This window comes from Pseudomonas sp. OA65, from assembly GCF_017498305.1.
GTDB classification, from domain to species: Bacteria; Pseudomonadota; Gammaproteobacteria; order Pseudomonadales; family Pseudomonadaceae; genus Aquipseudomonas; species Aquipseudomonas zanjanensis.
On sequence record NZ_JAGDEZ010000008.1, the window covers coordinates 175745 to 194184 of the forward strand.

General features: G+C 59.8%; 18 protein-coding genes. 16 read left to right on the forward strand and 2 right to left on the reverse strand.

Going from position 1 to position 18440, the window contains the following annotated elements; genetic code table 11:
- Positions 1-25 precede the first annotated feature (25 nt).
- From J3361_RS09595 to J3361_RS09650, 12 genes are all read left to right on the forward strand, one after another.
- Complete coding sequence (locus J3361_RS09595) at positions 26-880, forward strand: MurR/RpiR family transcriptional regulator (protein WP_207964131.1); 855 nt, start codon at positions 26-28, stop codon at positions 878-880.
- A gap of 2 nt (positions 881-882) precedes the next feature.
- Positions 883-1527: an isochorismatase family cysteine hydrolase gene (locus J3361_RS09600; protein ID WP_207964132.1), complete on the forward strand. Its 645-nt coding sequence runs from the start codon at positions 883-885 to the stop codon at positions 1525-1527.
- The gene (locus J3361_RS09605; RefSeq protein ID WP_207964133.1) at positions 1524-2876 is read left to right on the forward strand and encodes a glutamine synthetase family protein; all 1353 of its coding nucleotides are present in this window, start codon (positions 1524-1526) and stop codon (positions 2874-2876) included. The genes J3361_RS09600 and J3361_RS09605 overlap by 4 nt, the downstream gene beginning before the upstream one ends.
- Positions 2860-3612, forward strand: a complete 753-nt coding sequence (locus J3361_RS09610) for an N-formylglutamate amidohydrolase (RefSeq protein ID WP_207964135.1) — start codon at positions 2860-2862, stop codon at positions 3610-3612. The genes J3361_RS09605 and J3361_RS09610 overlap by 17 nt, the downstream gene beginning before the upstream one ends.
- 73 nt (positions 3613-3685) lie before the next feature.
- Positions 3686-5035 (forward strand): APC family permease, encoded by a 1350-nt coding sequence (locus J3361_RS09615; protein WP_207964137.1) that lies wholly within the window; start codon positions 3686-3688, stop codon positions 5033-5035.
- 110 nt (positions 5036-5145) lie between these two features.
- Positions 5146-6162 carry an arginine N-succinyltransferase gene (locus tag J3361_RS09620; RefSeq protein ID WP_207964139.1) on the forward strand — a complete coding sequence of 339 codons (1017 nt, stop codon included), beginning with the start codon at positions 5146-5148 and terminating at the stop codon, positions 6160-6162.
- A 61-nt stretch (positions 6163-6223) separates the two neighbouring features.
- A complete protein-coding gene (gene astA / locus J3361_RS09625) occupies positions 6224-7258 on the forward strand; it encodes an arginine N-succinyltransferase (protein ID WP_207964141.1) in 1035 nt (344 codons plus the stop codon).
- A 206-nt stretch (positions 7259-7464) separates the two neighbouring features.
- Entirely contained in the window at positions 7465-8238 is a 774-nt protein-coding gene (locus J3361_RS09630) for a hypothetical protein (protein ID WP_207964142.1), read from the forward strand.
- Complete coding sequence (locus J3361_RS09635) at positions 8235-8894, forward strand: transposase (RefSeq protein WP_207964144.1); 660 nt, start codon at positions 8235-8237, stop codon at positions 8892-8894. The genes J3361_RS09630 and J3361_RS09635 overlap by 4 nt, the downstream gene beginning before the upstream one ends.
- A gap of 14 nt (positions 8895-8908) precedes the next feature.
- Complete coding sequence (locus J3361_RS09640; protein WP_207964146.1) at positions 8909-9088, forward strand: hypothetical protein; 180 nt, start codon at positions 8909-8911, stop codon at positions 9086-9088.
- Positions 9089-9138: 50 nt separating this feature from the next.
- Entirely contained in the window at positions 9139-9318 is a 180-nt protein-coding gene (locus J3361_RS09645) for a hypothetical protein (RefSeq protein ID WP_207964147.1), read from the forward strand.
- A gap of 186 nt (positions 9319-9504) precedes the next feature.
- Positions 9505-10374, forward strand: a complete 870-nt coding sequence (locus tag J3361_RS09650; RefSeq protein ID WP_207964148.1) for an oxaloacetate decarboxylase — start codon at positions 9505-9507, stop codon at positions 10372-10374.
- Between the two features lie 140 nt (positions 10375-10514).
- Here J3361_RS09650 and J3361_RS09655 read toward each other — a convergent pair whose 3' ends face one another.
- Complete coding sequence (locus tag J3361_RS09655) at positions 10515-11744, reverse strand: acyl-CoA dehydrogenase (RefSeq protein ID WP_207964149.1); 1230 nt, start codon at positions 11742-11744, stop codon at positions 10515-10517.
- 177 nt (positions 11745-11921) lie between these two features.
- Here J3361_RS09655 and J3361_RS09660 point away from each other — a divergent pair, with 177 nt between their 5' ends.
- From J3361_RS09660 to J3361_RS09670, 3 genes are all read left to right on the forward strand, one after another.
- Positions 11922-12854, forward strand: coding sequence for a LysR family transcriptional regulator (locus tag J3361_RS09660; RefSeq protein WP_186710034.1), 933 nt, complete (start codon positions 11922-11924; stop codon positions 12852-12854).
- Positions 12855-13060: 206 nt separating this feature from the next.
- Positions 13061-13462 carry a MerR family DNA-binding transcriptional regulator gene (locus J3361_RS09665; protein ID WP_063322105.1) on the forward strand — a complete coding sequence of 134 codons (402 nt, stop codon included), beginning with the start codon at positions 13061-13063 and terminating at the stop codon, positions 13460-13462.
- Between the two features lie 157 nt (positions 13463-13619).
- Positions 13620-14519 carry a hydroxymethylglutaryl-CoA lyase gene (locus J3361_RS09670; protein ID WP_207964150.1) on the forward strand — a complete coding sequence of 300 codons (900 nt, stop codon included), beginning with the start codon at positions 13620-13622 and terminating at the stop codon, positions 14517-14519.
- 654 nt (positions 14520-15173) lie between these two features.
- On the opposite strand, the gene J3361_RS09675 is transcribed toward J3361_RS09670, so the two are convergent.
- Positions 15174-16871 (reverse strand): AMP-binding protein, encoded by a 1698-nt coding sequence (locus tag J3361_RS09675; protein WP_207964152.1) that lies wholly within the window; start codon positions 16869-16871, stop codon positions 15174-15176.
- Positions 16872-17227: 356 nt separating this feature from the next.
- On the opposite strand from J3361_RS09675, the gene J3361_RS09680 reads away from it, so the two are divergent.
- A complete protein-coding gene (locus tag J3361_RS09680) occupies positions 17228-18391 on the forward strand; it encodes an isovaleryl-CoA dehydrogenase (protein ID WP_207964154.1) in 1164 nt (387 codons plus the stop codon).
- The last annotated feature ends 49 nt before the right edge of the window (positions 18392-18440 follow it).

The following is an 18440-nucleotide window of genomic DNA, read 5'->3' on the forward strand; positions in this document are numbered from 1 at the left end:
ACATTCATCCAGGCAAGGAGCACGGATGCCGCCCCTCAGAGACCTGATCACCGATCCCGGCCTAATATTGACGCCGTCGGAACGCAAGGTCGTACGTGCCCTGCTCGATCACTACCCACGCAACGGCCTCGGTCCGATGTCACGCTTGGCAGACCATGCCGGTGTCAGCGACCCGACCATCGTGCGGCTGGTGAAAAAACTCGGGTTTGGCGGTTATGCCGAATTCCAGGATGCCCTGCTCAGTGACATGGACCATCGCCTGCGCTCCCCCCGCACCTTATTGCAACCGCGGGCCAAATTGCAGCAAGGCGATACCTGGAGCCAATACTTGGCCGCCAGCCAACGCAACCTCAGCGACACCCAGGCCCTGACCCAACCCGAAGACGTGCGCATTCTCGTGCAGTGGTTGCTCGACAACCGTCATCAGGTGCATTGTTTCGGCGGCCGCTTCAGCAGCCTTCTTGCCCATTACCTGCTCAATCATCTGCGGCTGCTGCGTGCCGGCTGTTTTGCCTTGGAAGACAACGCCCAACTGCCTGACCGGCTGTTCGACGTGCAGCGCCAGGACGTGGTGCTCATTTTCGATTACCGTCGCTACCAGGCCCAGGCCCTGCGCGTGGCCAGCGCGGCCAAGGCGCGACACGCCCGGGTCGTGCTGTTCAGCGACGTCTATGCTTCGCCGTTGCGCGAGCTGGCGGACCTGATCATCAGCGCCCCGGTGGAATCGGTCTCGGCTTTCGACAGCCTGGTGCCGGCGCTGGCCCAGGTCGAGGCCCTGATCGCCTGCCTGACCCTGCAATGCCCTGAGCTGGCCGAACGCCTGGAAGGCATCGACGCCTTGCGCACGGAATTCAACACGCACCTGTTGGAGGAAAAATAAGGATGTTCTCGCTCCCCCACCGCTCGCCCCGGGACCTGCCGTTCACCCGCCAGCACACCGCTTTATTGTTGGTGGACATGCAACGCGCCTGGCTGGAACCGCAATTCGATGCCCACCTGCACAGCCCCGAGGCCGAGTATTTCCTCAAGCGGGCCCGCCAGCAGGTCATTCCCAACCAGCAGCGCTTGCTCAACGCGATGCGAGACGCGCGGCAAAACGTCTTGCACACCCACATCGAAAGCCTCACCGCCGATGGCCGCGACCGCTCCCTGGATCACAAGCTGTCGGACATGCACCTGCCCAAGGGCAGCCCCGAAGCGCAGATCATTGCCGAGCTGACGCCCCGGGAAAACGAAATCGTGCTGCCCAAGACCTCCTCCGGCGTCTTCAATTCCACCAACATCGACTACGTGCTGCGCAACCTGGAGACTCGGCACTTGATCGTCGCTGGCATCGTCACCGACCAGTGCGTCGACATGGCCGTGCGCGACGCCGCCGATCGCGGCTACCTGGTCACGCTGGTGGAAGATGCCTGCGCCACCTACACCGAACAACGGCACCTGGCGTGCCTGAACGCGATCAAGGGCTATTGCTGGATCACCGATACCGACACGGTACTCGCTCGCCTGCAGGAGATGCAGCCATGAGCCGCCCCGATACCGCCGCCGTCCTCGCACCGCTACCGGTCACGACCCTGGTGACCACCGACCTGATCGGCGTGACCCGTGGGCGCTCTTTTCCCAGCGATGAATTGCCCCACTACGTCACCGCCGGTTGCGGCTGGGTGCCGGCCAACAGCGCGTTGACGCCACAAGACATTATCGCCTCGACCAACCCCTGGGGCGCCTATGGCGACCTGCGGCTGGTACCGGACCTGTCCAGCCGGGTGACCATCAACAATGGCCCCGACGCCCAGGCGCCGGCCCTGGACTTCATCCATTGCGACATTCGAGAGACCGACGGCCGACCCTGGAGCGCCTGTCCACGCACGCTGCTGCAGGATGAAGTGGAACGTTATCGCAGCGAACTGGGCCTGCAAGTTTTCGCCGCCTTCGAGCATGAGTTCAACCTGGTTGCCACGCCTGCGCAGCCTGATCGCCTGGCCTTCAGCCTCCAGGCCCAGCGCCAGCAGGCCGGGTTCGCCGGCTGGTTGCTCAGCGCCCTGCGGGCCGGCGGCGTCGAACCGGAAATGTTCCTGCCGGAATATGGCAAGCAGCAATACGAAATCACCTGCCGCCCGACCCTGGGCGTGGCCGCTGCCGACCGGGCCGTGAACGTTCGGGAAATCACCCGCGAGATCGCCCGGCAGATGGGCCTGGACCTGAGTTTCGCCCCCAAGACTTCGGAACATGCCGTGTGCAACGGCGTGCACCTGCACCTGAGCCTGCAAAACCTGAGCGCGGATCCGGTGCTGCATGACGCCGCCAGCAGCAATGGCTTGTCCAGCCTCGGCCAGCATTGGGCCGCGGGTGTGCTGCATTATCTGCCGGCGCTGTGTGCGCTGACCGCGCCGACGCCGCTGTCCTACGAGCGCCTGCAACCTCATCACTGGAGCGCTTCCTACGCGTGCCTGGGACAGCGCAACCGCGAAGCGGCGCTGCGCATCTGCCCCACCGTGAGCCTGGGTGGAAAACCGCTGGCGAACCAATACAACCTGGAGTTCCGCGCCATGGACGCCACCGCCTCGCCACACCTGGCGATGGCCGCGCTGTTGATTGCCGGGCGGCTGGGCATCCAGCAACGGCTGCCATTGCAGGCTGTCACCGATGAAATACCCGATGAGCTGGATGAAACACAACGTCGCGCCCGTGGCATTATCGCCCTGCCGACAAACCTGGCCCAGGCACTGGATTGCTTGCGCCACAGCGGGGCATTGCTCGATACCCTGCCCGGCCCGCTGGTCGAAACCTATTTCGCCTTGAAGGCCCAGGAGTTGGCCTTGACCCAGGCGCTCTCACCTGTCGAGCGTTGCGAGCACTATGCACGAATCTATTGAATGTGCTGAAACGGGCCTCTACACCAGGCCAGCCTATCGATTGACCCGGGAAGACTCCGACCACCCGGTGTTGCTGGTGTGCGAACACGCCAGTCGTTTCATTCCCGTGGCGCTGAACGACCTGGGCCTGGATGAAACCGCGTCCCAGGAACACATCGCCTGGGACATCGGCGCCCTGCTGCTGGCCGAACGCCTGTCCGAAACCCTCGGCGCGACCTTGCTGTCGGCCAATTACTCACGGCTGTTGATCGACCTCAACCGCCCGCTGCACGTGCCCGACAGCATTCCGGCCCAGAGCGAGATCTACCAGGTCCCGGGCAACCACGACCTGGACGAGGCCACCCGCGAATATCGCCAGCAGTGCCTGTTCCATCCCTTCCATGATCGGTTGCGAACATTGATCGACCAGCGCCTGGCGGCCAACCGGCCGGTACGCGTGGTGGGCATCCACAGCTTTACCCCAGTGTTCTATGGCCAGCCACGCGCACTGGAAGCCGGCGTGCTGTTCGGCGAAGCCAAGGAGTACGCCCAGCACATCGTCGACGGGCTGAGCCGGCATTCGCTGCGTGCAGCAGGCAACCAACCCTACAAGATCAATCCCCTGAGCGACATGACAGTCCCGGTGCACGGCGATGGCCGCGGCCTGGATTCGGTGCTGATCGAAGTGCGCAACGACCAACTGCGCAACCCCGAATCGGTACGGACCTGGAGCGCCTACCTGGCGCCCCTGTTGTAGAGGTGCAGCGGCAAGTTTTTAGCGACAAGCGGTAAGCAAAAGCAACTACAACAGCTGAAAAGGAAAACGGCTCATGGGCATCGAGGCATTTGGCTACAAACAGGAATTGAAACGCGGCCTGTCACTGACAGACCTGGTGGTCTACGGGATGATCTTCATGATCCCCATCGCACCGTTCGGCGTGTATGGCTACGTCAACGCCGAAGCACCGGGAATGGTGCCGCTGGCCTACATCATCGGCATGGTGGCGATGCTGTTTACTGCCTTGAGCTACGGCAGCATGGCCAGGGCTTTTCCGGTGGCAGGTTCGGTCTATTCCTACGCGCAACGGGGCCTTAACCCACACGTAGGGTTCATCGCCGGCTGGCTGATGCTGCTGGACTACCTGCTGATCCCGCCACTGCTTTATGTCTACGCCGCCATGGCGCTGAACCATTTATACCCGGACATTCCCAAGGTCGGGTTCATCCTGGCCTTCCTGGTGAGCGCGACCTTCGTCAACCTGCGGGGCATCACGTTCACCGCGCGGATGAACATCATTTTCCTGCTGGCACAGTTGGTAGTACTGGGGATCTTCCTGTTCTACGCCTGGAATGCCCTGCACGGTGGGGCCGGTCACGGCCAACTGACCCTGGCGCCGCTGTACAGCCCGGAACACTTCAACTTCGCCTTGCTGATGCAAGCCGTGTCCATCGCGGTGCTGTCGTTCCTGGGCTTCGACGCCATTTCCACCCTGGCAGAAGAGGTCAAGGGTGACCCGGGGCGCAGCATCGGCAAGGCGGCGCTGGTGACCTTGCTGGTGATGGGGGCGATTTTTGTGGTGCAGACCTGGATCGCCACCGACCTGGCGGCCGGCATGGGCTTCAAGTCTGCCGACACCGCGTTCTATGAAATCGCCGAACTGGCGGCCGGCAGTTGGTTGGCCACGCTGACTGCGGTGGCCACGGCCCTGGCCTGGGGCGTGGCGGTGGCGATCACCTCCCAGGCAGCGGTGTCGCGCCTGTTGTTCGGCATGGCCCGGGACGGCCAGTTGCCCAAGGTGCTGGCCAAGGTCCATCCGAAACACAACACCCCCTACATGAGCATCTATCTGGTGGCGGTGCTGTCGTTGCTGATCTGCTACCTGTTCATCAACGCCGTGGACACCCTCACCTCCCTGGTCAATTTCGGCGCCCTGAGCGGCTTCATGTTGCTGCACATCACGGTCATCAACCATCACTGGCGCCGCCAGCAGTCCGGCCAACTGATTCGCCACGTGATCTGCCCGCTGGTCGGCTTCGTGATCGTCGCGGCCATCATGTACAACATGGGCGTGGCTGCGCAGAAACTCGGCTTGATCTGGATCGCCGCGGGCGTGGTCTATCTGTGCCTGCTCAACAAGTTCGGCAGTCGTACCGCCCTGCCCGATCCGGCAGGTCAATGAGGGGCGGCGGTCGAAGGAGTCGGCCAGTCGTGGTTAAAACGCGTGGACATCGACAGTGATCGTCAAGCCCGGTGCCAGTCACCGGGCTCCCTGGAACAGGAGTGCAATCCATGCTGGCCTTACGTCCAGTTCAATTAGCCGATCTGCCGCAACTGCAACAATTGGCCCGTGACAGCCTGGTGGGCGTCACGTCGCTGCCGGACGATACCGGGCGCCTGGAGGAAAAAATCCTCGACTCGTGTGCCTCGTTCGCCGCCGATGTGCAGGGGCCGGGGGCGGAGAATTATTTTTTCGTCCTGCAGGACCTGGAATCCGGGCGCCTGGTGGGTTGTTCGGAGATCCTCTCCAGCACCGGTTGCAACGAACCGTTCTACAGCCTGCGCAACCGGCCGTTTTCCAGCGAGTCCCGGGAGCTGAATATTCAGCATGGCGTGCCCGCGCTGTCGTTATGCCAGGACCTCAACGGGCAGACGCTGCTACGTGGCTTCCACATCGACGCCGAGCGGGTGCGCACGCCGGCATCGGAGCTGCTGTCCCGGGCCCGGCTCATGTTCATCGCCGCCCACCCCCAGCGCTTTGCCGAGTCGGTCATCACCGAAATCGTCGGTTTCAGCAGCGAAGACGGTCAGTCGCCTTTCTGGGACGCCATCGGCCAGCACTTCTTCGACCTGCCCTATGTCGAAGCCGAACGGTTGTGTGGCTTGCAGAGCCGGACCTTTCTCGCCGAACTGATGCCGCAGTACCCGATCTATGTGCCCATGCTCCCGCCAGCGGCCCAGGCCTGCATCGGCCGGGTGCATCCCGATGGCCAGGAAGCCTTCGATATCCTCGAACGCGAGGGTTTCGAAACCAACAGCTACGTCGATATCTTCGACGGCGGGCCGACCTTGCATGCCCGTATCGCCCATATCCGTTCCATCACGCAAAGTCGCCTCGCCACCGCCAGGCAGAGCCTACAGATTGACGCCCGAGGCCTGTACCTGGTGAGCAACGAGCGCCTGGGCAGCTACCGGGCCATCGTCGCCGAACTGGACGTCAATGCCGACGGCCCGGTATCCCTGTCGCCCGCCATGCTGACCGCCCTGGACATCCAGGACGGCGCGCGGATCCGGGTGGTTACCTTATGAACTTCATTCGATCCCATGGCTTGCACCGACGTTTGGACCGACACGATAAAGGAGCTGTAGCATGATTGTCCGTCCGGTGGCCATCACTGATCTGCCTGCCTTGCTGGACCTGGCCCGTTGCGCTGGGCCCGGGTTCACCAGCCTGCCGGCCAACGAAGAGCGCCTCGCCCATCGTGTTCGCTGGGCCCAGCGGACCTTCGCCGGGCAAGTCGAACGTGCCGACGCCGACTACCTCTTCGTACTCGAAGACGATGATCGACAAGTGGTGGGTATCAGCGCCCTGACCGGCGCGGTGGGGCTGCGTGAACCCTGGTACAACTATCGGGTCGGAGTCACGCTCAGCTCGGCGCCGGAATTGGGCATCCAACGGCAGATCCCGACGCTGTTTCTCAACAATGAGATGTCCGGGCAATCGGAAATTTGCTCATTGTTCCTGCACCCCGAGCAACGCCACGGCCACAACGGCCGCTTGCTGTCCCTGGCACGTCTACTGTTTGTCGCCGAGTTTCCCCATCTGTTCGGCGAAAAACTGATCGCCGAACTGCGCGGCCACGCCGACGAACAAGGCTGTTCGCCGTTCTGGGACAGCCTGGGACGGCACTTTTTCAAGAAGGATTTCAGCTACGCCGACCAATTGTCCGGCATGGGCAACAAGTCGTTCATCGCCGAGCTGATGCCACGCCAGCCGCTGTACACCTGCCTGCTCACCGAACAGGCCCAGGCGGTGATCGGCAAGGCTCATCCAAACACCGAGCCGGCCCTGAAGATCCTCAGTGCCGAAGGTTTCAGCCATAAGGGTTACATTGACATCTTCGACGGCGGCCCGGTGATCGAGGCGCCGGTGTCGAAGATCCGCAGCGTCCGCGACAGCCAGGCGCTGACCCTGGCCATTGGCACCCCGGACAAACAAGCACCGGTCTGGCTGATTCACAACCGTCGCCTGGAAAACTGCCGCCTCACCAGCGCCCGGGCACACCTGCACGGCCGAAGCCTGCTTGTTGACCGCGCCACAGCCCAACGCCTGCTGGTACAACCGGGCGACACGATACGCGCCGTGACGTTGCTCAACCCGAGACAACAGGCAGAGGCAGCCTGACACCTCGCCGTCCCCTTTTAAGGACATTTCTTCCCCTCACGCAACGTGAGGGTAAGCACTTGAATCGAAAGAACAACCCGTACATCTAAAAGTCCGGAACGCAACTAAATAGTTTGCCGGCAATACTTGTCGACAATTACAACATTGCTTGCCCTTCAGACCAACCTCATACTTTTCAACACCGACCCACTGCAACGAAAACGATCATGATAAAAAATCTAATTGCCAAGAACTTTTCGCCAGCCCATATAGCGAAAACAATCAAAACATTGGACATGACGTCAGAAACAAGACAATTGATTTCCCAACTCACCGCTGAGCCTGATTTCACCAGAGGCCAATTCCGGCGTGCAAAAATCATGAGCGTCACCAACCCGCACACCGGAACCGTGATACTGCACCAGACGAGCATAGGCAATATAAGTGTCAAATCGCCTACATTTGACTCTGCTTCATCAGCGTTGTACTCGGTGCCCGGCCAAAGCATATTATTCGCACTTGACCAACCATTTGAAATCCAGCGATACACTTTGAGCGAGCAATGTATCGAAAAAGCGGACAGGGTTATTGTCGACAAAAAAAATCCGCTAGTGATTGATGGCCGCCATACGTTATTCGACTATGTCCAAACAAGCCCTCAGCCGGCCACACTGACAGGTCGAGTCAATTTACCAAACCGAGCGGACGATATCAGCGTATTTGATCGTATTACGTTGCGTAAAATAGCTTGGTTGCCTCACGACGAAAGTGCCTCCCGTTACCTGGTCAGCCTTGAGCTACTCGAAACAATCCAAGACCCCGATGGCGTCAAAGTCGCTGAGGATCTGATCTACCATTACCATCCCGCCGTGGTGTGGAAGGCCTTCCAAATACTTTATAAGGCCGACCGACAAAAGGCGTTGATGCATATTCCGCTGTTAAAAAAACACAAGAGTGCGCGCCTCGACAGCTTGCTTGATCCACTGGAAGCCGCGGCATGAAGCTGGACACTTTCCTAAAACGCATAAAAACATATGACCTGCTGCGAGACAAAGCCGATGTCGTTGAAGACTTGCGCCAGCTGGCCTCGAATCGCTCTATCCTGAGTCAACATCTTCATGCGGTGATCCAGGCGGACGGATTCTCGGTTCGTAACAGTCTTTACAATGCTTATGCGTTTGTATTGCACAGCAACGATGAGTTCACCCTACGCTTGGGATTCTGGGCACCGGTACAAATCCATGCCGAGAATGAGACTTTTATTTACAACCTTAACCACAACCATGATTTCGACATGTATGCGGTCGGTTACAGCGGAGATGGATACACGACAATCATCCGTGAAATCCTTGATGATCTTCCGTTACAAAGGGGCAAGACGCCACGACTCGGCGAAGAGCGAAGCGTAAAACTGGCGCCAGGTAACGTTATCTTCATGCCCGCCTTGCGGGAGATCCACAGACAGATTGCGCCTCGGTCAATGTCTGCATCATTGAGCTTGCTTATTCATCCAGAGCGTTCAGTCAGAGCCGATGAAGCCTGGTGTTTCGATAATAATTACAAGCCGCTTTACCCCGGCATAGCTTCGCAAGAAACAGCGCTATTTACCGATACGCTGTCCTTGCTCAATCCCGGGCAGTCACTGGCTGCCCTATAACCAAAGAGAAAAAAATGAAAAACCTAATTAATAGCTGGGATGAAGTGCCTTTGCTACGTGCGAGTGCGAATGTCTTGGACACCCCCATCAAAACCCTGGATGGCTCCCCTTGCGGAGCGCCATTCACACCGCGCCTTAACGTAGGCAACATCCATGAAATCAAGCAGTTCTGGAACCTATCGATCCAAGACTGACCCAGTGAATCAAGGGCACTCTCCGTCGCCACTAAATATATGAGGAAGTTATGGATAATCTGAAGGATTGGGATCGCGCCCCTTTGCTGCGAGCGGGCCCCGATGTAGTTGATACGGCTACAAAGCGGGCGAGCGAAGCTCCGTGCCAGCTTCCCGAGTGGACATTGCGCTTTAACGTCGGGAATATTCATGAGATCAAGCAAATCCTGAGCATGCCGATCCAAGATTAACGACATGTAAGTAATAGCCGTTCTGCCAGGCTGCAGACCTTCTCGGTCTGCGGCCCTTTTTTGGTGCAATGAAAAGCATGGCCCATGCGCGTTCGTCATAATGTTTATCCCCGCAGCGTGATAGCCTTTGGCTCTTTGGCGTTGACACTTTTGCTCAGGCCTTTCCATTCCATTGGTGGATTTCACATGTCCAGGCTTTCCCATCAAGATTTGCGTGGTAACTTTCGGCAACTGCTGGCTTCCAAGACCTGCTACCACACCGCATCGGTGTTTGACCCGATGTCGGCGCGGATCGCCGCCGACCTGGGTTTTGAAGTGGGCATCCTGGGAGGCTCGGTCGCGTCGTTGCAGGTGCTGGGCGCGCCGGACTTTGCCTTGATCACCCTCAGTGAATTTGTCGAGCAGGCCACCCGTATCGGTCGCGTGGCCCAACTGCCATTCATTGCCGACGCCGACCACGGCTATGGCAATGCCCTGAACGTGATGCGCACCATCATCGAACTGGAACGGGCCGGCGTCGCGGCGCTGACCATCGAAGACACGTTGCTGCCGGCCCAGTTCGGACGAAAATCCACCGACCTGATCAGCGTTGCCGAAGGCGTCGGCAAGATTCGTGCGGCGTTGGAGGCGCGAGTCGATCCGGAAATGGCGATCATCGCCCGCACCAACGCCGGGATTCTACCGGTGCAGGAAATCATCAGCCGGACCCAGCAGTATGAGCGTGCCGGGGCGGACGGGATTTGCATGGTGGGCGTGCAAGACTTCGATCATCTGGAGAAAATCAGCGAAAACCTGACGGTGCCGTTGATGCTTGTCACCTATGGCAACCCGTTGCTGCGCGACGACAAGCGCCTGGCTGAACTGGGCGTGCGCGTGACCATCGACGGCCACGGCGCCTACTTCGCCGCGATCAAGGCGACCTATGACAGCCTTCGCGAACAACGACAGATCTTCACCCAGGCCTCGGACCTCAGCGCCACCGAACTGACGCACACCTACACCCAGCCCGAGGAGTACATCCGCTGGGCCGAGGAATACATGAGCGTCAAGGAGTGAGCTGATTCGCCCCCACAGGATCAGCCTGTGGGAGCACAGCTTGCTCGCGATTGCGGTGGCATCTCCCCCATTGATGCAAGCTGACCCACCGCTATCGCGAGCAAGCTTTGCTCCCACAGAGGCCCATGGTGGGCCAGATCCTAGCCCTTGCTACGCAGCATTTCTTTTGGCACGTACTTACCGATCTCGAACTTGCCAATCGCAGCGCGGTGGACTTCATCCGGGCCGTCGGCCAGGCGCAGGGTGCGTTGCATGGCGTACATGTAGGCCAGCGGGAAATCGTTGGAAACCCCGGCGCCACCGTGGATCTGGATTGCCCGATCAATGACCTTCAAGGCCACGTTCGGCGCGACGACCTTGATCTGGGCAATTTCGCTCTTCGCCACTTTATTACCGACCGTGTCCATCATGTACGCCGCCTTCAGCGTCAGCAGGCGCGCCATGTCGATTTCCATCCGCGAGTCGGCGATCCTGTCGATGTTACCGCCCAGGCGCGCCAACGGCTGGCCGAAGGCCGTGCGGCTGACGGCACGCTTGCACATCAATTCCAATGCCCGCTCGGCCATGCCGATCGAACGCATGCAGTGATGAATCCGGCCCGGGCCAAGGCGACCCTGGGCAATTTCAAAGCCGCGGCCTTCACCCAACAGGACGTTTTCGTACGGCACCCGCACGTTATCGAACAGCACCTCGGCATGGCCGTGAGGCGCATCGTCGTAGCCGAACACCGGCAGCGGCCGGACGATCTTGACCCCGGGGGTGTCCACCGGCACCAGGATCATCGAGTGCTGGGCATGGCGTGGCGCATCGGGGTTGCTCAGGCCCATGAAGATCAGGATCTTGCAGCGCGGGTCGCAGGCGCCTGAAGTCCACCACTTCTTGCCGTTGATCACCCATTGGTCGCCGTCACGCTCGGCGCGGGCGGCCATGTTGGTGGCGTCGGAGGAGGCCACGTCCGGCTCGGTCATGGCAAAGGCCGAGCGAATCTCACCGCGCAGCAGTGGTTCGAGCCAGCGTTGCTTCTGTTCTTCATTGGCGTAGCGCACCAGCACTTCCATGTTGCCGGTGTCCGGCGCCGAGCAGTTGAACGGCTCCGGCCCCAGCAACGAGCGTCCCATGATCTCTGCCAATGGCGCGTATTCCAGGTTGGTCAGGCCGGCGCCCAGCTCGGACTCTGGCAGGAACAGGTTCCACAGGCCTTCCGCCTTGGCCTTGGCCTTGAGCTCTTCCATGATGGCCGTGGGTTGCCAGCGGTCGCCTTCGGCCACTTGTCGTTCGAACACCGCTTCGGCCGGGTAGACGTAGGCGTCCATGAACGCCGTGACGCGTTCACGCAGTTCCTGAACCTTGGGGGAATAGGCGAAATCCATGAGCAGCACCTTCTTGGCAGAGGTTGTTTTAGGTCATGAAATCGATGCTAGTTCAGCTACGAAAATTTACCTAACCTATTCTCGGCGTGTATTAACATTCATCACCGATATATGTTTCACTGATTCTCATCGCCACCCGGCACCTCACAACAAGCCCAAGAACAAGAGTGCAGCGCCATGAATCTGAGCAAGGTCGACCTCAACCTTTTCATTGTCTTCGATGCGATCTACACCGAAGCCAACCTGACCCGCGCCGGGCAGATCGTCGGCATCACTCAGCCAGCCGTGTCCAATGCCCTGGCCCGTCTGCGGGAGACCTTCAACGATCCACTCTTCGTGCGCACCGCCCAAGGCATGGTGCCGACGCCCATGGCCCAGAACATCATCGGCCCGGTACGCAACGCCTTGTCACTGCTACGGGTGTCAGTGCAGGAAAGCCGGATCTTCAACCCGCTGCAGGCCGTCAAGACCTATCGCATCAGCATGACCGACCTCACCGAAGGCGTGATCCTGCCGCTGCTGTTCCAGCGCCTGCGCCGCCTGGCGCCGACCGTGGCGATCGAGAGTTTCCTGTCCAAGCGCCGTGAAACCACCAAGGAACTGGCCGCCGGCCGCCTCGATTTCGCCGTGGACGCACCGCTCAACACCGACCCGCAGGTGCGCCACGTCAAGTTGATGGAAGATCGCTACGTGTGTGCCATGCGCAAGGGCCATCCCCTGGCGGGCAAGGAAAAGATCAGCCTCGACGATTACCTGGCCCAGACCCACGTGCACATTTCCAGCCGCCGTAACGGGCTGGGTTACGTTGACCTGGCCCTCGGCAAGATGGGCATCCAACGCAAGATCGCCTTGCGCTCCCAACATTACTTGATGGCCTCCCAAGTGCTGCAGCAGACCGACATGGTCATGACCGTCCCCGAGCGCTTTGCCCGGCGTCACGATTTGCACGCCTTCCTGCTTCCGGTCAACGACGTGCCTCCGGTTGAAACTCATCTCTACTGGCACGAAAGCACCGACCAGGACCCGGCCAACCGCTGGATGCGCGAGCAGATGATCGAGCTGTGCCAGCAGGTGACGGCCCATGAGAAGAAGCTCGATCAGGTGGTGTAAGGTTATAGACCGCGTCATCGTTCTTCGCGAGCAAGCCCGCTCCCACATTAGTCCTGAGTACATGCTGCATGTGTGTACGACGCAGAACCTGTGGGAGCGGGCTTGCTCGCGAAGAGGCCCGCACAGGCAACACATCCGCGATTGCTTGACGCGCACGTCAACCTGCCTTTAGCTTAGCGCCAGCCCCTTTCGTTTCGAGCGCTTCCATGAGCAGCCAGACCTACAGCATCTCCGACCTCGCCCGCGAATTGGATATCACCACACGGGCCATCCGTTTCTATGAAGAACAAGGCCTGTTGAGCCCGGAGCGACGGGGTCAGGAGCGCATTTACTCGCCGCGGGACAAGGTCAGCCTGAAGCTGATCCTGCGTGGCAAGCGCATCGGCTTTTCCCTGGCCGAGTGCCGCGAGCTGATCGAACTCTACGACCCTACCAGCGGCAACCAGAAACAGTTGCACAGCATGCTGGCGAAAATCGCCGAGCGCCGGGAACAGCTCGAGCAGCAATTGCTGGACATCGAACAGATGAAGCTGGAACTCGACACCGCCGAAGAACGCTGCATCCAGGCGCTGGAGCAGACGCTCAAGGGCGAGGAAATCGTCCAGTAACACTTCATGCCCCTTGTGGGAGCGAGCCTGCTCGCGATAGCGATGTAACTGACAACATCAATGTGACTGACATACCGCTATCGCGAGCAGGCTCGCTCCCACAGGGGCGACATCATCGTTCTCGACATCATTGGCAACCCACCACAGGTCACTCCCCATGTCCCTCCCCTCCTTTGTACGCTTGATCGAAGTCGGCCCCCGCGATGGGTTGCAGAATGAAGCCCAGCCCATCAGCGTCGCCGACAAGGTGCGTTTGGTGGATGCCCTGAGCGCCGCCGGCCTGGGTTATATCGAAGTCGGCAGTTTCGTCTCGCCCAAATGGGTACCGCAAATGGCCGGGTCCGCCGAAGTGTTCGCGCAGATCGAGCGCAAGCCCGGTGTGACCTATGGCGCCCTGGCGCCGAACCTGCGGGGATTTGAGGATGCATTGGCGGCCGGCGTAAAAGAAGTGGCGGTGTTCGCTGCCGCGTCCGAAGCATTCTCCCAGCGCAACATCAATTGCTCCATCAAGGAAAGCCTGGAGCGTTTCGCGCCGATCATGGGCGCCGCCAGACAGCACGGGGTCAGCGTGCGTGGCTACGTCTCTTGCGTGCTGGGCTGCCCGTATGAAGGGGCGGTCAAGCCTGAGCAAGTCGCGTGGGTCGCTCGGGAGTTGTATGCGATGGGCTGCTACGAAGTTTCCCTGGGTGACACCATCGGCACGGGCACCGCCGGCGCCACCCGCAGGATGTTCGAGGTGGTGGGCGCCGAAGTACCGCGGGACAAACTCGCCGGCCACTTCCACGACACTTACGGCCAGGCCATGGCCAATGTGTACGCCAGCCTGCTGGAAGGCATCGCGGTCTTCGACAGCTCCATCGCCGGCCTCGGCGGCTGCCCGTATGCCAAGGGCGCCAGCGGTAACGTCGCCACCGAAGACGTGCTGTACCTGCTCAATGGCTTGGGTATCGAAACCGGCGTCGACCTGGACGCATTGATCGCTGCGGGGCGGCAAATCTGTGACGTGCTCGGCCGCCCCAGCGGTTCGCGCGTGACCAAGGCCCGCAGCGCACAGTGAGGTGTTACCGCTGGCTTTGTAACAGCGGCGAAACGAGTAACACGGAAACAATTTGTCGGGTTTGGTCCGTCAGGTTTTTCAGCCGAAAATCACAACCTATTGATTTGTATAGAATTTTAAAAGTTGGCACGCCACCTGCTATATCTCTGGCATAACAAGAATAAAAAAACGCAGCAAACCCAATAAAAACAAGACGAAACGACTCTGACATAACAAAAACAACACGGCAGAGACGCAGCTAACAGATTTTTTTGGAGAAGATGGGCTTTTCAGGGTGCTTCCAGAAGCAACCCGCAACCGGGCAGAGAACAATAAAACTACCTTCAGGTAGCTCCCGAATCGGTTGGATCGCAAAGCGAAAAAGCAGATCAGCGCTCAAAAAAATACGTTTGCTCTTGATCCCGGATGGGGATCGCCAAAAACAGCGGTAAAGGGCCACGGCTGCCAATAACAACAACAGGCCGCCCCTCAATAATAAAAAAAGAGCACGCGACGACAAAATTAAAGGGGAGCTTCGGCTCCCCTTTGTGCTGTCTGGGGTTTGGGTTTTTCGTGTGGGAGCGGGCTTGCTCGCGAAGGGGCCCGGACAGTCAATATCAATGTCGACTGACACACCGCTTTCGCGAGCAGGCTCGCTCCCACAGGGGATCTCAGTCAGCCGTTGCTATCACGCAGTTCTTCGATGCTGATTTCGCGCATGCGGAATTTCTGGATCTTGCCGGTGACCGTCATGGGAAATTCTTCGACGAATTTGAAATGACGCGGTGTCTTGAAGTGGGCGATGCGCGCCTTGCACCAGGCTTGCAGTTCTTGTTCGGAGGCACTGTGGCCGGGATGGAACTTGATCCAGGCGACGATTTCCTCGCCATAGCGCGAGCATGGAATGCCGATCACCTGCACATCCGCCACCGCCGGGTGAGTGAAGAAAAACTCCTCCAGTTCGCGCGGGTAAATATTCTCCCCGCCACGAATGATCATGTCCTTGTTGCGCCCGACGATACAGACGTAACCCTGCTCGTCCATGGTCGCCAGGTCGCCGGTGTGCATCCAGCCATCCGCGTCGATGGCATCGCTGGTGCCCTTGGGGTTGTTCCAGTAGCCGAGCATCACACTGTAGCCACGGGTACACAATTCGCCGACCGCGCCACGCGGGACCACCTGGCCTGCCTCATCGATAATCTTGCTTTCCAGGTGTGGCTGGGTACGGCCGACGGTGGTCACCCGCAGCTCCAGTTCGTCTGAAGGACCGGTCTGCAACGACACCGGACTGGTTTCCGTCATGCCGTAGGCAATCTGCACTTCAGCCATGTGCATCTCGTTGATGACCCGCCGCATCACTTCGATCGGACATGTCGCCCCGGCCATGATGCCCGTGCGCAGGCTGGACAGGTCGAAGTCGCCCCGCTGCGGCTGGTCCAGCAGGGCGATGAACATGGTCGGCACGCCATACAGCGCAGTGGCTTTTTCCTCGGCCACGGCTTTTAGCGTCAGCAACGGGTCGAAGGCATCGTTGGGGTAGATCATGGTGCTGCCATGGGTCACACAGCCCAGGTTGCCCATGACCATGCCAAAGCAATGGTAGAGCGGCACCGGGATCACCAGCCGGTCGCCAGCTGTCAGGCCCAGGCTTTCGCCGACCATGTAACCGTTGTTGAGAATGTTGTGGTGGCTGAGGGTCGCGCCCTTGGGAAAGCCGGTGGTGCCGGAGGTGTACTGGATATTCACTGGCTGATCGAAGTGCAGGCTGGATTGGCGCTCGACCAGTTGTCCTGGTGTTACCGCCGCACCGAGGGCGGCCAGTTGTGACCAAGGCAGAAAGCCTGACGGGGGTTGGGGATCGAGGCTGATCACTCCGCGCAAATCCGGCAGGCGCTCGCACTGCAGCTGGCCGATCGATTGCTCCGCCAGCTCTGGCGCCAGCGCTTGCAGCATGGCGTGATAATCCGAGGTCTTGAACGCGCCGGCACACACCAGCCATTGGCAGCCGGACTGCTTAAGCACGTATTCGAGTTCGGAAACACGATAAGCCGGATTGATGTTGACCAGAATGACGCCGATCTTCGCACTGGCAAACTGGCTGATGCACCACTGGGCGCAGTTGGGTGCCCACACGCCGAGACGGTCACCGGTTTTCAGGCCCAGCGCCAACAACGCCCGGGCATGCAGATCGACGGCCTCGGCCAGTTGTCGCCAGGTGAAACGCAGCGATTGATGGCGAACCACCAACGCCTCGCCCTCTGGATAACGGGCCACGGTCTGGTCGAAGACCTCGCCAATGGTTTGCGCCAGCAAAGCCTTGTCCTGCGAGCCGCGGGTGTAGCTGAGCTGCGAATGCGAACCGGTTTGATCCATGACGCCCCCTCTTGTCTTTATTAGTGGGTGTAGCGGTGGAACCTCATGCACGAATGTCGTAGTGGCTGGTAGGAGCTGTGTAGGAGCTGTCGAGTGCAACGAGGCTGCGATCTTTCCCCAGACACTTCAGTCCCAAGCGAAAGAGATCAAAAGATCGCAGCCTTCGGCAGCTCCTACACGCGCTCGAGCGGGAGCAAGCTCCCTCGCCACAAAAGCTGTTTCAAAACACCCGTACTCTGGCTTAAGTTGACGTTAACGTAAAGGGCGATTGACAGCCTCTCGTCGCAGGCTTACGTTAACGTAAAGGTAGAGCATCCCCCGCTCTCCGCACCCGATAAAAAAGCCAAAGGTGTCCCATGAGCTACCCATCCCTGAATTTTGCCCTCGGCGAAACCATCGACATGTTGCGCGACCAGGTGCAAGCCTTCGTCAAGGCCGAACTGGCGCCTCGCGCAGCGCAGATCGATATCGACAATCTGTTTCCCGCTGACATGTGGCGCAAATTCGGTGACATGGGCCTGCTGGGCATCACCGTTGCGGAAGAATACGGCGGCGCTGGCCTGGGCTACCTGGCTCACGTGGTGGCGATGGAAGAAATCAGCCGCGGCTCGGCCTCGGTCGCCCTCTCCTATGGCGCTCATTCCAACCTCTGCGTGAACCAGATCAACCGCAACGGCACTCACGAACAGAAAACCAAGTACCTGCCCAAGCTGATCAGCGGCGAACACATCGGCGCCCTGGCGATGAGCGAACCGAACGCCGGTTCCGACGTGGTCTCCATGAAACTGCGGGCCGACAAGCGCGGCGACAAATACGTGCTCAACGGCAGCAAGACTTGGATTACCAATGGCCCCGATGCCAACACCTATGTGATCTACGCCAAGACCGACCTGGAAAAAGGCGCCCACGGCATCACCGCTTTCATCGTCGAGCGCGACTGGAAAGGCTTCAGCCGCAGCAATAAGTTCGACAAGCTCGGCATGCGCGGCTCCAACACGTGCGAGCTGTTTTTCGATGACGTCGAAGTGCCGGAAGACAACATCCTCGGCGCCCTCAACGGTGGCGTGAAAGTCCTGATGAGTGGCCTCGACTACGAGCGCGTGGTGCTGTCCGGTGGCCCGACCGGGATCATGCAAGCCTGCATGGACCTGATCGTGCCCTACATCCACGACCGCAAACAGTTCGGCCAAAGCATCGGCGAGTTCCAGCTCATCCAGGGCAAGGTCGCCGACATGTACACCCAGCTCAACGCCAGCCGCGCCTATCTGTACGCAGTGGCCCAGGCATGCGAGCGCGGCGAAACCACCCGCAAGGACGCCGCCGGGGTGATCCTCTACAGCGCCGAACGCGCCACGCAAATGGCCCTCGACGCGATCCAGATCCTGGGGGGCAATGGCTATATCAATGAATTCCCCGCCGGGCGTCTGCTGCGGGACGCCAAGCTGTATGAAATTGGTGCTGGCACCAGTGAGATTCGTCGGATGTTGATCGGCCGCGAACTGTTTAACGAGACGAAATGAATTTCGTCAGTTGCAAGCGGCAAGCTCCAAGCGGCAAGAGAAACGCGCT

Bases quoted from the DNA above. Each gene is read 5' to 3' on its own strand.
- J3361_RS09655 (WP_207964149.1), bottom strand. From the start codon at position 11,744: ATGGATTTCGCCTATTCCCCCAAGGTTCAGGAACTGCGTGAACGCGTC.
- astA (WP_207964141.1), top strand. From the start codon at position 6,224: ATGATTGTCCGTCCGGTGGCCATCACTGATCTGCCTGCCTTGCTGGAC.
- J3361_RS09640 (WP_207964146.1), top strand. From the start codon at position 8,909: ATGAAAAACCTAATTAATAGCTGGGATGAAGTGCCTTTGCTACGTGCG.
- J3361_RS09660 (WP_186710034.1), top strand. From the start codon at position 11,922: ATGAATCTGAGCAAGGTCGACCTCAACCTTTTCATTGTCTTCGATGCG.
- J3361_RS09665 (WP_063322105.1), top strand. From the start codon at position 13,061: ATGAGCAGCCAGACCTACAGCATCTCCGACCTCGCCCGCGAATTGGAT.
- J3361_RS09600 (WP_207964132.1), top strand. From the start codon at position 883: ATGTTCTCGCTCCCCCACCGCTCGCCCCGGGACCTGCCGTTCACCCGC.
- J3361_RS09645 (WP_207964147.1), top strand. From the start codon at position 9,139: ATGGATAATCTGAAGGATTGGGATCGCGCCCCTTTGCTGCGAGCGGGC.
- J3361_RS09635 (WP_207964144.1), top strand. From the start codon at position 8,235: ATGAAGCTGGACACTTTCCTAAAACGCATAAAAACATATGACCTGCTG.
- J3361_RS09675 (WP_207964152.1), bottom strand. From the start codon at position 16,871: ATGGATCAAACCGGTTCGCATTCGCAGCTCAGCTACACCCGCGGCTCG.
- J3361_RS09615 (WP_207964137.1), top strand. From the start codon at position 3,686: ATGGGCATCGAGGCATTTGGCTACAAACAGGAATTGAAACGCGGCCTG.
- J3361_RS09630 (WP_207964142.1), top strand. From the start codon at position 7,465: ATGATAAAAAATCTAATTGCCAAGAACTTTTCGCCAGCCCATATAGCG.
- J3361_RS09595 (WP_207964131.1), top strand. From the start codon at position 26: ATGCCGCCCCTCAGAGACCTGATCACCGATCCCGGCCTAATATTGACG.
- J3361_RS09670 (WP_207964150.1), top strand. From the start codon at position 13,620: ATGTCCCTCCCCTCCTTTGTACGCTTGATCGAAGTCGGCCCCCGCGAT.
- J3361_RS09680 (WP_207964154.1), top strand. From the start codon at position 17,228: ATGAGCTACCCATCCCTGAATTTTGCCCTCGGCGAAACCATCGACATG.
- J3361_RS09620 (WP_207964139.1), top strand. From the start codon at position 5,146: ATGCTGGCCTTACGTCCAGTTCAATTAGCCGATCTGCCGCAACTGCAA.
- J3361_RS09610 (WP_207964135.1), top strand. From the start codon at position 2,860: ATGCACGAATCTATTGAATGTGCTGAAACGGGCCTCTACACCAGGCCA.
- J3361_RS09650 (WP_207964148.1), top strand. From the start codon at position 9,505: ATGTCCAGGCTTTCCCATCAAGATTTGCGTGGTAACTTTCGGCAACTG.
- J3361_RS09605 (WP_207964133.1), top strand. From the start codon at position 1,524: ATGAGCCGCCCCGATACCGCCGCCGTCCTCGCACCGCTACCGGTCACG.